At 50.2% G+C, this 12,030-nt stretch carries 13 protein-coding genes; 7 read left to right on the plus strand and 6 right to left on the minus strand.

Going from position 1 to position 12,030, the window contains the following annotated elements:
- Window positions 1-55 precede the first annotated feature (55 nt).
- Both GS601_RS08465 and egtD read right to left on the minus strand, forming a co-directional pair.
- Window positions 56-691: an SNF7 family protein gene (locus GS601_RS08465; RefSeq protein WP_162422847.1), complete on the minus strand. Its 636-nt coding sequence runs from the start codon at window positions 689-691 to the stop codon at window positions 56-58.
- Between the two features lie 386 nt (window positions 692-1,077).
- Window positions 1,078-2,118: an L-histidine N(alpha)-methyltransferase gene (gene egtD, locus GS601_RS08470; protein ID WP_162422848.1), complete on the minus strand. Its 1,041-nt coding sequence runs from the start codon at window positions 2,116-2,118 to the stop codon at window positions 1,078-1,080.
- Between egtD and GS601_RS23555 the strand changes: the two genes are divergently transcribed.
- Window positions 2,095-2,229 carry a hypothetical protein gene (locus GS601_RS23555; RefSeq protein WP_274381961.1) on the plus strand — a complete coding sequence of 45 codons (135 nt, stop codon included), beginning with the start codon at window positions 2,095-2,097 and terminating at the stop codon, window positions 2,227-2,229. The genes egtD and GS601_RS23555 overlap by 24 nt on opposite strands.
- Before the next feature lie 33 nt (window positions 2,230-2,262).
- Here GS601_RS23555 and GS601_RS08475 read toward each other — a convergent pair whose 3' ends face one another.
- From GS601_RS08475 to GS601_RS08490, 4 genes are all read right to left on the minus strand, one after another.
- Window positions 2,263-3,546 (minus strand): SUMF1/EgtB/PvdO family nonheme iron enzyme, encoded by a 1,284-nt coding sequence (locus tag GS601_RS08475; protein ID WP_162422849.1) that lies wholly within the window; start codon window positions 3,544-3,546, stop codon window positions 2,263-2,265.
- Window positions 3,515-4,309 (minus strand): ergothioneine biosynthesis protein EgtC, encoded by a 795-nt coding sequence (egtC, locus tag GS601_RS08480; protein WP_162422850.1) that lies wholly within the window; start codon window positions 4,307-4,309, stop codon window positions 3,515-3,517. Before egtC ends, GS601_RS08475 begins: the two co-directional genes overlap by 32 nt.
- A gap of 157 nt (window positions 4,310-4,466) precedes the next feature.
- Window positions 4,467-4,841, minus strand: coding sequence for a DUF423 domain-containing protein (locus tag GS601_RS08485; RefSeq protein ID WP_162422851.1), 375 nt, complete (start codon window positions 4,839-4,841; stop codon window positions 4,467-4,469).
- A 16-nt stretch (window positions 4,842-4,857) separates the two neighbouring features.
- Window positions 4,858-5,514, minus strand: coding sequence for a hypothetical protein (locus GS601_RS08490; protein WP_162422852.1), 657 nt, complete (start codon window positions 5,512-5,514; stop codon window positions 4,858-4,860).
- Window positions 5,515-5,827: 313 nt separating this feature from the next.
- Between GS601_RS08490 and GS601_RS08495 the strand changes: the two genes are divergently transcribed.
- From GS601_RS08495 to GS601_RS08520, 6 genes are all read left to right on the plus strand, one after another.
- Window positions 5,828-7,267: a uracil-xanthine permease family protein gene (locus GS601_RS08495; RefSeq protein WP_162422853.1), complete on the plus strand. Its 1,440-nt coding sequence runs from the start codon at window positions 5,828-5,830 to the stop codon at window positions 7,265-7,267.
- Between the two features lie 355 nt (window positions 7,268-7,622).
- Complete coding sequence (locus GS601_RS23125; RefSeq protein WP_238393157.1) at window positions 7,623-7,991, plus strand: superantigen-like protein SSL4; 369 nt, start codon at window positions 7,623-7,625, stop codon at window positions 7,989-7,991.
- A 29-nt stretch (window positions 7,992-8,020) separates the two neighbouring features.
- On the plus strand, window positions 8,021-9,136 hold the full coding sequence (thiO, locus tag GS601_RS08505; RefSeq protein WP_162422855.1) for a glycine oxidase ThiO: 1,116 nt from the start codon (window positions 8,021-8,023) through the stop codon (window positions 9,134-9,136).
- A 417-nt stretch (window positions 9,137-9,553) separates the two neighbouring features.
- The gene (locus GS601_RS08510; RefSeq protein ID WP_162422856.1) at window positions 9,554-10,183 is read left to right on the plus strand and encodes a hypothetical protein; all 630 of its coding nucleotides are present in this window, start codon (window positions 9,554-9,556) and stop codon (window positions 10,181-10,183) included.
- 278 nt (window positions 10,184-10,461) lie between these two features.
- On the plus strand, window positions 10,462-10,989 hold the full coding sequence (locus GS601_RS08515; RefSeq protein WP_162422857.1) for a DUF2243 domain-containing protein: 528 nt from the start codon (window positions 10,462-10,464) through the stop codon (window positions 10,987-10,989).
- An 86-nt stretch (window positions 10,990-11,075) separates the two neighbouring features.
- Window positions 11,076-11,975, plus strand: coding sequence for a manganese catalase (locus GS601_RS08520; RefSeq protein ID WP_162422858.1), 900 nt, complete (start codon window positions 11,076-11,078; stop codon window positions 11,973-11,975).
- Window positions 11,976-12,030 lie beyond the last annotated feature (55 nt).

Here is a 12,030-nt window from a genome sequence, read left to right on the forward strand (position 1 = left end):
ATAAAAATCACTCTCATACTTTACCGTTAGCCATTCGTGTTTACTCAAGATTCTTTTAGTCTAGATCTTCGGCTTCGACCCGCCGGATTGTGCGCCGCGTTGGTAATGCTTGCGATCGCCGCCTCGCGGTCAAATAGGTTGGATAGTCTTCATGGAATACTTCGATGGTGCGGGAAGGGCGCTGCTGGCGGGCAAACAGCACAAAAATACTGACCAAGGCGATCCCGCCTCCAAATGTAAGAATCATTCCTCCGAGCGCCCACATCAAGCCATTGATGACCGGGTTAGATGGCTCAGGATTGAGGGTGGGGGTAGGGGTTGCTCTAGCGGGCAGGGCAGAGCCGCCGTTCGTTTTGTTTTGAGCGGTCAGCGTGTCGATGAAGGCTTGCTGGCTTTGGGCTTGCGCCTTTAGCTGATCGATCTGAGTGCGTTGCTGCTCGACCTGCGATCGCAGCTGATCGGTCTCCAAGCGCTGTTTCTCGTAGTCGGGCACAGGTGACCCCATGGCTCCAGGCGGATACATTCCGGGAGAGACCGGGTAGGGGGGAATGGTAGAGTAAGGCTGAACCGGGGCTAAGGGTTGGGACGACGGCAGAGAGGGTGAATTGGCAGACACACCTCCGCGCAACAGCACGATCGCCGCGAGTCCTGCGATCGCTGCGCCGCCTAAAAATGATGTTGTGTCGCTCATCTCCTCATCACCTTCTCTGGATTGGAAATTGGTTACCGATGGTCTCTAATGGTTATTCAGACGTGGGCGCTGCAATCCAGGAACTTTCGTGAATTGACATTCATCAAAGGGCGACCCGCGATCGCGGTGCTTAAAATGCCTGACTACCATTCAAAGACACAATTCCCCATTTGTCTATTTTAGTTTATACAAGTTTGCCGAAACAAATCACTGAATTCATCGATTTAGCGATGAGAATCAGCCATAAGTTTCATAACTCTGATATAAGCCTGACCTCTGATGATCGCCCGATCGTGATTGCAACATCAGAGTGCCCAAAGATGAGGTTTAATGGCATACCGACTATATCTTGATCGTAGGTTGGCATTTTACTTGAGTTGGCACTTCTAGCTCACCCTTCGTTCGAGTTGGCAGAGCAAGACACCAAACCAGTGATGCTGATCTGTCCACACTTCGACAGGAGTTAACCCTTTACTCTCAAGCAGGTGTTGGGTTTGCTCTAGATCAAACTTACGAGAGATTTCGCTCAAAATCGTTTCTCCGGCTGCAAACTCAACCGTGAGATCGAGCGCCTTGAGATGAACCACCTGCGATCGCACACTTCTCAAATGCATCTCGATCTGTCGCTGCGACTCGTTGTAAATCGCGACATGCTCGAATTGCGTTAGATCAAAATCACCCGCAAATCGGCGATTAAGATGACGCAGCATATTTAGGTTGAACGCGGCGGTAATGCCTTGGCTATCGTTGTAAGCGGCTTCTAGCTGAGGTGTTGACTTGTGCAAGTCGATGCCCAACAAAAAATATTCTCCCGGTTTCAGCGCATTCGTAATCTGCTGAATAAAGGTCTCACAGGCTTGCGGGTTGAGATTTCCCAACGTGCTACCGATGAACCCGATCACGCGGGTCGGCAATTCGCTATCGGGTAATTTTTCGAGGGCAAGTTCGTAAGTACCCGCAAACCCGTGGACTCGCAGATCGGGGTAGTCGAGTAACAACTGCTGAGCGCTGCTTTCTAAAATTCCGGCGCTGATATCGATCGGGCAATAAATCACCTCGTGTTCGGCATTTTGATAGGCATCGAGTAAAATTCGCGTTTTAGTCGAGCTTCCACTGCCAAGCTCGATCAGTTCGCAGGAGCCGGTCAGATCTGCGATCGCACCTGCATACTGCTGCAAAATGTTGGTTTCGGTTCGGGTGAGGTAATATTCTGGCAAGTTACAGATTTGCTCAAACAGTTGAGAGCCGCGATCGTCGTAAAAATAGCGGGGTGGTAAAGTTTTTGGTGTTTGGCTTAGCCCCCGCACCACATCGCTTCCGGGGTGCAGTTCGGCTTCGGAGGGCTGGGTAGAACTGATGAGGTGTTCGATCCGAAGCCGGGTTTCAACGGGGGAGGAGTTGGGATGAATCGACTGAAATGTGGACATAAGCTTTCTAAAATCATTCCTCAATGGGCGATCAAATGGGCGATCGAAATGGGCGATGGTCGCAGGGTTCAAAAGATCGCGGTTCTCATCGATGCATCGGATGCAACGTAAAACGACGTTCTTGAATCGGCTTTGGAAACAGGCTCAAAATCGGTGGGAATGGCTAGCGCACCGGAACCCTGCAAAAACCTGTTGGACATGGGGATGATACCAATTGCGAAAGGCATTCCGCATCGCCCACCGCCGAGTTGCCCAACTGCCGCCTTTTAAGACGCGATGGGCAGCATCAAAATAGGTTTGGGAGTAACTAGCATAGGGGAAACCCTTGAAACCCGGATAGCTACCAAACCAGGTAGCTGTCCATTCCCAAACGTTTCCCAGCATATCAAAACATCCGTAAGCACTCTGACCCTGGGGGTAGCGATCGACGGGAGTGGTCATACCAACCAAATGCTGATGATTACAGCGGGTTTGCTCCGGTTCTTCATGCCCCCACGGATAGAGGAGCCGCTCTTGCAAGGTCGGATTCCAACTTGCGGCTTTTTCCCATTCTGCCTCGGTTGGCAGCCGCTTCTCCACAAACTGAGCGTAGGCATTGGCTTCATACCAGCTAACGCCGCAAACGGGATGATCATCATTCCTCGGATCATCAACCCAATACAACGGATGCCGGGTCTGAGATGTTTGCAGCCACTTCCACGCCTCTTCTGACCACCAACGAGGATCATCGTAGCCCCCGGCTTGAATGAAGAAACGATAGTCGCGACAGGTGACAGGGTAGCGATCGATCCAATAATCTTCTAAATACACCGATTGGATCGGGCGCTCATTGTCGATCGCGTCTACGGCATCGTTTCCCTGCTCAAAATAGCCCGCCTCCACAAAAACCATCTCTCCGGCGATCGCGCGGGACAAATCACCACTGCCCCCCTCTGCTCTATCAGGGGTTTGCGTGATCAGAATGGATCGTTTATCTGTTGCTTGAGTTAGGGCTAGCACCATGGCGATCGTTTCTGCGTGTTGGCTTTCGTGTTGCAGTAACCATCGCCACAGCCGTTCTTGGTGCTCGAAGGGGGCACTGTCTAGATAGGTTAAAACCTTTGAGCGAACGGTGTCTAAATAATCTACAACCTCGGCGATCGGAGGGAGATAGACGCGATCGCACTTCGACAAACCATCTTGGGCAAACAGGCAGTGATACTCGGAAAACACGGGTGGATAGCCTGCCAACCGTTGCAAAATCCACAGTGCTTCGGTGTAGGCGATATGTCCGAGATGCCACCCGATCGGGCTGAAATCTGGATGCGCCTGTCGGCAAAATATCTCGTAGTCTACATCTTCAAAGAGTGCCAGCGTTGCATGGCGACACGCTTGAATCGTTTGGATAAGAGAGGCGCTAGAGAGACTTGATATCGATCGTAAGGTCATGATGTACGGTAAAAAGGCAGCGATCGGGCAACGATTTCCAATGTCCCGCAAACAGGGGTTCTGAAGCAATCAGCACTGAGTTAGAGACTAAGTTGGAGAAAGATGCTTCAGGGTGCAGGTAGTAAAGCGTGGGAACGGTTCCCCGGTGAGCGTATCGAGATCCCACCAACTGTTGTCCATCGCTCAAAATAATGTTGGCAGAAAACGACGTTTGGTGAGTTTCTCCTAGCTCTGTCAAGATTTTCAGCGTTTGGTGCAGGGCTTCGGTCAGGGTAGAACTCGTCTGAAGCTCGTCGATCAGCAACGCGAAAATGTGTTCTGAATCGGTCAATCCATGAATTGATTGGTAGACACTATCACTTAAGCGATCGCGGATCGGACGATACAACGTCTGCCGAAAATCTTGAATGAAGCCATTATGAACGCCCAAGATGAGAGAATGCTGAAACGGCTGACAATTGCTCACATCTACGGCAAGCCCGGCGGTTGCACTCCGAACATTTGCCAGGATGCAGTGGGATTTGACATAGCGACTGAGGCTGGGCAAATTGCGATCGTTCCAAATCGGTGCAGTGTTTTTGTAGGTAAATGGCTCGGTTTCTTGGTCAGGATGATACCAACCCACGCCAAAGCCATCTGCGTTGAGGAGTCCTGCGGTCATCTCTTGGGGCTGATAGCTCTGCACGATTAAGGAATGGTCTGGTTTAGAAAGAACGTCTTCTAGGAGGATGGGAGATCCTAAGTAGCCCAGCAAGCGGCACATATGGTAAGGGAATAAAAGTTGTCTGATCTTGGCACGATTTGCCAGGTTTTGCCGAGGATGGTTGCCTGTTTAAAGCCTGCGCTGCGATCGCACACCTCTAGACCTGATGCATCGAAGGTGCCCATTGCCGTTTCTTACCCAGCCTCAAGAAAATAGGTCACAGTTTGGCGCACGCGATCGCAAGACTTATCCATCCTACAATCAAGGCTATGCCTCCTAATGGAGCAACTGCCCCTAGCTGCCTTATTCCCAATAAACTCAGCGCGTACAGACTGCCTGAAAATAATCCAATTCCGACCACAAAACTGATTCCTGATGCAGTGAGCAGCATTGAATTAATCGTTGGACGAGCGAATAATATGCCTACTGCAAGCAATGCTAAGGCGTGATACATTTGATATCGCGCTCCTGTTTCAAAAATTTCTAACATTCGTTCGCTTAGGGTTTCTCTAAGTGAGTGGGTTGCAAAAGCTCCGGCTGCAACCGAGATTGCTCCCAGTATTGCACCCAGCATTAAAAATAATCGATCCATATCTTACCGTTTGAAATTATGGGGTTGGAATGATCAGTATCGTTGCACCGCATCTTTCTAGTTTTTGTTTGAGCGCCTGAGCGCGGCGTTCGGTAACCCCTGTTGCGATCGCAACGGGTTGCATTTTTGCAGACTTCAGCAGGGCTTTTATGTTCGAGCGTTCAAGGTTCACGTCCCGATACAGCACATCGAGAATGCGATCGCGGCTCCGCCCAGAAAACGACTGCAAAATCACATCGTAAGATTGTGCTGCCGGAAGCACCGTGAAATCTCCATCAAACGAGTAGAATATCTTTCCTTCTTCTGACACATTAAAGGCCGCGTTAAACTCTCGTGCCCGCTCATCTAAATACTCTTTTGCCTCCGTGCCGCTAATATTCGCTTCCATGGAAAAGCGCAACACATTGAGGTGTCCGCCCGTTTCTCTCAGCAATTTATAGAACACCTTTTGCAGCCGATCGCGCTCTTTTTGGGTACGGCGATCGCGGTTTTGCACTAACAGCCAAGTCCCCAGCGCGGTTGCAGGAACGCCGCCCAGTAACCCCACTCCCACCGCCCCAAACTGCTGCTCAGGGGTGGCGTTGGGCTGAGTGATGCCCAAAACTGCAATCAGACCAAAAAACAGCCCAATTCCTAAGGAGGCTCCAGCCGCAATCGTTCTTCCCTGCGCCATAGTCTTTGGATGACGATACTCATTCTGCTGCTATCTTAGCCGCTACAGCCAAATCGAGGGCAGGAAGATCCCGCTGCAATGTGTTCCGACCCATTCTCTGAACTTAGTTTGCAACCCGTTTAGCCATGGGTTTGGCAACCTTGCAAATTGTAATCAATTACAAATCTATAGAAAGATGTAAATGTGCTGGAAAAACTTGCAATCTCTGCCTTAAGTAATACTTAAACTGCCTATTTGTAGTTAAAGAAACAAAATTAGTTTTTCATAATTGCGATTGTATACAGTGTAATTTAACTCCTCTTTAAGGGACTACATGGCACAGGCAGATCAGGATTTTGTTTTAGATGAAGTAGACGAACAGGAGCCGATTGGCAAGTCAGAACTCATTTACGGCTTAGACGACAGACCTCCTGTGGGCGAATCAGTTTTTGTCGCCTTCCAGCATGTTCTCGCGGCGTTTGTGGGAATTATCACCCCGCCGCTGATCATCTGTAGTGGCTTAGGTTTGGATGCAGAAAATACGAGCTATCTCATTAGTATGTCGCTCTTTGCTTCTGGCATTTGCACCTATATTCAGTGCAAAAAAATTGGTCCGGTTGGGTCAGGGCTGCTAAGTTTACAAGGAACCAGTTTTGCATTTCTAGGTCCTATTCTGGGTGTGGGTACAGTAGCTCTGCAAGGTGGACGATCGCCTCAAGAAGCATTGGCACTCATCTTTGGCGTATGCTTTTTTGGCTCATTTGTCGAAATCATCTTGAGCCGTTTCTTGCACCTGATGAGCAAAATTATTACGCCCGTCGTGTCTGGCACGGTGGTGATGATTATTGGTTTGGGGCTGATCAAAACTGGCATGATCAGTTTGGCAGGCGGAGCCGCCGCCCTCGCCAAGAAGGATGGATCGTTTGGCAGCCCGCAAAACCTCTTGCTAGGTGGGACTGTGTTGCTGATTGTGGTGGTGTTAACCCTATCGAGAAATCGATTCTTGCGGATGGGCGCGATCGCAATTGGGCTGGCAGTGGGTTACGTTGCCTCACTGTTTTTGGGCATCGTTGACTTTAGCTCGCTCAGTACGCTTCCCTTCTTCAGAATTCCGATTCCGTTCCGCTATGGCATGAGTTTTGATTTTGGCGCATTCTTGCCCTTTATCTTGCTCTACGTCTTAACCGCAATTGAAACCGTTGGAGATCTAACCGCCACCTCTGCGGTTTCGGGGCAGCCCGTTAGAGGATCGACCTACGTGCGCCGCATCAAAGGAGGGGTTTTGGGCGATGGGGTCAATTCGCTGATTGCTGCGGTGTTTAATACGTTCCCTAACACTACCTTTAGCCAAAACAATGGCGTGATTCAGATGACCGGGGTAGGAAGTCGCTATGTTGGCTTTTTTGTGGCGGGGATTTTTGTGATCTTAGGCTTGTTGCCGATTGTGGGCGGCGTCTTTCAAGCGCTTCCTCAGCCTGTGTTAGGCGGCGCAACGCTGGTTATGTTTGGCTCGATCGCCGTTGCAGGTCTGAAAATTGTTTCGTCTGCGGGGCTCGATCGGCGTGCCATGATTATTGTGGCAGTGTCGCTGGGCTTGGGCTTGGGAGTGGTCTTTGTTCCCGAAGTGTTTGCTAACCAGTCGCCTCTGATTAAAAATCTGTTTGGGTCTGCTATCTCGACGGGTGGGTTGACTGCTCTGCTTTTAAGCTGGCTTTTGCCTCAGAGTTCGGAGTCGTCGGTTAGGGTCAACGCTCAAGCCGAATTTGAAGGTTGAGCTTGGAATGGCTAGCGTCTACAACGTCTAACTCGCGCTTCCTGACTGGTTTTTGCATAACGTCTATCGTAAACTCGGTGCACCAACGCGCCGGGTTTTGCGTTGCTGAGTTCTATGGTAGATCCTCCAGATACTCTTATTTTCTCTGCACTTGCGATCGCACTGCCTTGGTGGTGATGCGCGATCGCACTCCACCGAACGGGCGCTGTTGCTAGAACGTTGGCGGCGAGATAACACTTCGATATCAACAATCTCTGTGAACACCCAAAGCATAAGGGTATACTTCAGCCTAGAGGACAGTTTTCTTGAGTAAGAAAGTTTGTCACGATGGTAATTGTTATTGTGAGTAAGGGCTATGAGGAGATCTTCTGGCAAAATTTTAGGTAGTGTTTTGATGGCGATCGCTCTAGGATTAATCCTTCACGGTACCGGTGCGTTCTCTCAAGGTAATGCAGTGTCGCAAAACCAGAACGAAAGCGATCGTCCACCTGTTGCCGATCCAAACGCCACCCGAACGCCCTCTGCAACTGCATCGCCCCAAACTGGAACGCAGCCCTTTGCTCCCCCGGCGACTCCTCCCAATTCATCCGATTTGCCAGAGGGCGCTGTCCCCGACACTACTACCGTGCCAGATAGCCAAACTCCCCCGCCTGCCCCTGGCTCGTCTGCAACCATCCCTCCCAATGCCACTACTTCTAGCCCAGCCGTGCGGGCAGGATGGTAGAACGGAAAGGAGTTCATTGATGGGTCGTAATGGCTGAGCAGCGAGATATTTTAATCGTTGGGGGCGGCGTGATCAGTGTTGCGATCGCGCTAGAGTTAGCCCATCAAGGCGCAACGGTGACAATCCTCTGTCGAGATGCGGCACAAGCAGCAACCCAAGCGGCAGCAGGGATGTTGGCTCCCCAAGCCGAAAGAATTTCCCCTGGCCCAATGCTAGAGTTGTGTTTGCAGAGCCGAGCGCTCTATCCAAGCTGGATTCATAGGCTAGAAACGTTAACCGGCTTGAGTGCAGGATACTGGGCATGTGGCATTTTGGCTCCTCGATACAAGCCAACAAAAGACCCCAAATCAGATTGGCTGGGGCGAGAAGAACTTCATGCCCTCCAGCCCGGATTGAGCGCCGAAGTAGCAGGAGGCTATTGGTATCCGAAAGATGCTCAGGTTGATAATCGAGCCTTGGCAAAAGCGCTTTGGGCGGCGGCTCCAGCGTTGGGCGTTGAGATTCAAACTGGGCTAATGGTGGATACGATCGTTCATCGCAATGGCGTCGTCACTCACTTGCAGACTAGCCTAGGCGACTGGCAAGCCGATCATTATATCGTTGCAACTGGGGCATGGTCGCACGATTTGCTGCCCATTCCGGTGTTTCCCAAAAAAGGACAAATGTTCTCTGTGCAGGTGCTGTCTGAGGCTGAGCAGTTTGCGTTGCAGAACTCCGCAGAGGTTTGCACAGCAGGGTTTAGAGAGTCGTTGCCCCTGCAACATGTGCTCTATGGCGAAGACGTCTACATTGTGCCGCGCCAAGATGGGCGGATTGTCATCGGTGCGACGAGCGAGAATGTTGGTTTTGCGGCGGGGAATACGGCGATAGGAATCGAGAGTTTGCGGCAGGCGGCGTCCCGGCTTTATCCAGCGTTGCGGCAGTTTCCGGTTCAAGAGTCGTGGTGGGGGTTTCGCCCTGCAACGCCCGATGATCTGCCCATTTTGGGTGAAAGTCCTTACCGAAATCTGACGCTAGCAGTGGGGCATTATCGCAACGGCATTCTGTTGGCTCCTGCGACAGGACGCGCGATCGCACAGTGGGTGCTGTGCCAATCGTCTCCCCTTCCTCTCGATGCCTTTCATTGGTCGCGGTTTAGCGACTAGTAGATTGTCAACGTTAAGTGGAGGGGTGCATGAGTGGAGGGGTGCATGAGTGGAGGAGCCGATGGGCTGGATTACTGAGCGACCCATCCACCCATCGACTCTCTAACCCATCCACTTTTAGTCCCTCATTTCGATTTTGATAGACTACTAAGTCGTTGCCTCGGTTCTTAATCACGAACCACTTTACAGCGCAGCATCTATCAGTTGGTGGATTCAGAATCCCTCTCTAGCGGGAGGAAGAGGTTATTTCTCTAGATACAGCGATTTTGGCTCTCATCAGAATTATGGTGTAACCATGATAAGTGCTTAAGTCTAACCCCCGGATGCATCTACTAGAACCATGTTTTGCAAGCAGAATGGAACCGCTTGTATAGCACTTCTAGAAACTATTTTGTTTGATGAGTTTTAATTACTAAAATGGCAAATCTAAACGACCGCAATATTTACGATCGCGATAACAATCCGAATCCTAACCCCGATCCCAACCCCAGCAGCAGCCCAGAAAATCTGAACCCATCTGGCGACTATCATGTAGTTGACCCTGATCCTGTGAATTATCGGCAGGGCTATGTTGAAGGAAAAGCGGTTGAGCAGCACCGTTATGAGGCAAATCAGCAAATTCGGGATAACGATAATGCTGGGCGTGGCTTACTGGTCGGCATTTTAGCCACAGGGCTGCTGGCGTTAGTGGGTGCAAGCTTCTACTTCTTGACCCAGCGCCCTACCCCTCCTACGCGAACGATTGTTGTTCCCAGTGCGGCTCCGTCTGTCAGTCCATCGCCAAGTCCATCGCCAGAAGTACGAGAACGGGTGATCGAGCGCGATCGCATTGTCCCTGTTCCTCAACAATCTGCTCCGGCTCCAAACATCATTACCATTCCTCAGCCTGCGGCTCCTACCCAGTCGGCTCCGGCTGCCCCTCAGCCTGCGGCTCCAGAAAGCTCTGCCCAGCCAAGCCCGTCTAGCGACTCGACCCAAAGCGCGCCAACGACCGAAGCCCCGGATGAGCCAGCCACCAGTTCTCCTGAGCCGCAATCAGGTCAGTAGACCTTTGTAAGAGGCTGACGAGATGATCCTAAAGTGAGCGTTCTGAATCTTAGTGTCAACAGGTCAACTGACCAGGTTAACTGACTAAGTTGTTAACTGACTAAGTTAGATGCTCGAATAGAAAGTGTGTTGTTCTGCGATCGCACCATATCCAATTGGGTATGGTGCGTTTTAATTTGCCAAAATCGAATTCACATTTCTGTAAGCCAGACTTCCATAAGATAGACGGTGAAGTCTCTCAGCCCGCTTACCCTGAGATAAAGTTGCAAAATTGACTGATGAAAGCGACGAATTTTTCTACTTCGGGCACAGTCCAGGTCCTACCAAAGCGACTCATTGCGGCTGGAATTCTTCTAGGGCTAGGGCTTGCAGGATTTTTTGATGGCATTGTGCTGCACCAGATCTTGCAATGGCATCACCTCCTCTCCAATGTTCGCCCGATCCTGAGTTTGGATGATGTATCCGCAAACACGTTAGCAGATGGCTTGTTTCATCTACTGGCTTATTTATTCGCGATCGCAGGTGTAATTACCTTGTGGCAAACTCATCAACAAACCGAGATGCCAAAATCGGCTCAGCCATTGCTTGGCGCAATTTTAATTGGGGCTGGAACCTTTAACCTAAGCGAAGGCTTAATCGATCATCAGATCCTTGGAATTCATCATGTTCGTTCCGGCACCCATTACATTCTCTGGGACATTGGTTTTCTTGTGATTGGAGCATTACTTATCTTGATTGGAATAGGGTTCATTCAGCGTTGGAGAAATGCCTCTCAATCGATTGATCACTCTCCCTCCATAGAATGATTAATGGCATTGCTAATCCCATTAAAAATGGAGTGTTCTCAATCGTTACATACCCGCTTAAATCACGTTGAATCACGGAGAATCAAATGTTCTACCACAATAAAAAACTGCAATATTTCACCCCGCCCGATAATCCTGATCCGATCTATGCAAAGAAGGTTCAAGAGCTAATTGGTGGAACCTTTGGCGAAATGACCGTTATGATGCAATATCTGTTTCAAGGATTTAATTGCCGGGGACCTGCAAAATACCGAGACATGTTGCTTGATATTGGTACCGAAGAGATCGGTCACATTGAAATGCTGGCAACGATGATCGCCCATTTGCTCGATAAAGCTCCTATTAACATGCAAGAAGATGGAGCAAAAGATACCATTGTTGGCGCAGTTATGGGCGGCAATGGGGCGCGAGATTCGATTATGGATGTAATGGCGGCAGCGATGAATCCTCAACACGCTATTGTGTCAGGATTGGGTGCAATGCCTGCTGATAGCGTTGGCTTCCCTTGGAATGGTCGCTTTATTGTCGCAAGTGGCAATCTAATAGCTGATTTTCGCTCTAATCTGCACGCCGAATCTCAAGGGCGTTTGCAGGCAGTGCGGTTGTATGAAATGAGCACTGATCCGGGAGTAAAAGATACGCTTAGCTTCATGATCGCGCGCGATACCATGCACCAAAATCAGTGGTTAGCTGCGATCGAAGAACTCAAAGCAGATGGGTTGGAAGATACTCCTGTGCCCAGTAGCTTCCCTGATCTGCCCGATAAAAAACAACATGCTTATCAGTTCCTCAATCTCTCTGAAGGGACAGAGAGCGCTGAAGGTCGGTGGGCAAAGGGGCAATCAATAGATGGCAAAGGTGAATTTGAATACGTTGAACAGCCTAAACCATTAGGATCAGAACCCAATCCGCCTACTCCTGATCCTCGCTTGCATGGCACAGCAATGACGCCTCAAGTGCCTGCTGCTCAAACCCTTACTAGCTAATAAAATCCGGAAGCGGACAGGTTGCTAGTTACGAGTGTCGTTGTGAGGGCTTGCG

Source organism: Myxacorys almedinensis A (assembly GCF_010091945.1).
In the GTDB taxonomy this organism is placed as follows: Bacteria; Cyanobacteriota; Cyanobacteriia; order Leptolyngbyales; family Leptolyngbyaceae; genus Myxacorys; species Myxacorys almedinensis.

Excerpts from the sequence above, each read along its gene's own strand:
- GS601_RS23125 (WP_238393157.1), top strand. The coding sequence starts at position 7,623 with ATGAGGAGATCTTCTGGCAAAATTTTAGGTAGTGTTTTGATGGCGATC.
- thiO (WP_162422855.1), top strand. The coding sequence starts at position 8,021 with ATGGCTGAGCAGCGAGATATTTTAATCGTTGGGGGCGGCGTGATCAGT.
- egtD (WP_162422848.1), bottom strand. The coding sequence starts at position 2,118 with ATGTCCACATTTCAGTCGATTCATCCCAACTCCTCCCCCGTTGAAACC.
- egtC (WP_162422850.1), bottom strand. The coding sequence starts at position 4,309 with ATGTGCCGCTTGCTGGGCTACTTAGGATCTCCCATCCTCCTAGAAGAC.
- GS601_RS23555 (WP_274381961.1), top strand. The coding sequence starts at position 2,095 with ATGAATCGACTGAAATGTGGACATAAGCTTTCTAAAATCATTCCTCAA.
- GS601_RS08475 (WP_162422849.1), bottom strand. The coding sequence starts at position 3,546 with ATGACCTTACGATCGATATCAAGTCTCTCTAGCGCCTCTCTTATCCAA.
- GS601_RS08495 (WP_162422853.1), top strand. The coding sequence starts at position 5,828 with ATGGCACAGGCAGATCAGGATTTTGTTTTAGATGAAGTAGACGAACAG.
- GS601_RS08490 (WP_162422852.1), bottom strand. The coding sequence starts at position 5,514 with ATGGCGCAGGGAAGAACGATTGCGGCTGGAGCCTCCTTAGGAATTGGG.
- GS601_RS08485 (WP_162422851.1), bottom strand. The coding sequence starts at position 4,841 with ATGGATCGATTATTTTTAATGCTGGGTGCAATACTGGGAGCAATCTCG.
- GS601_RS08510 (WP_162422856.1), top strand. The coding sequence starts at position 9,554 with ATGGCAAATCTAAACGACCGCAATATTTACGATCGCGATAACAATCCG.
- GS601_RS08465 (WP_162422847.1), bottom strand. The coding sequence starts at position 691 with ATGAGCGACACAACATCATTTTTAGGCGGCGCAGCGATCGCAGGACTC.
- GS601_RS08515 (WP_162422857.1), top strand. The coding sequence starts at position 10,462 with ATGAAAGCGACGAATTTTTCTACTTCGGGCACAGTCCAGGTCCTACCA.
- GS601_RS08520 (WP_162422858.1), top strand. The coding sequence starts at position 11,076 with ATGTTCTACCACAATAAAAAACTGCAATATTTCACCCCGCCCGATAAT.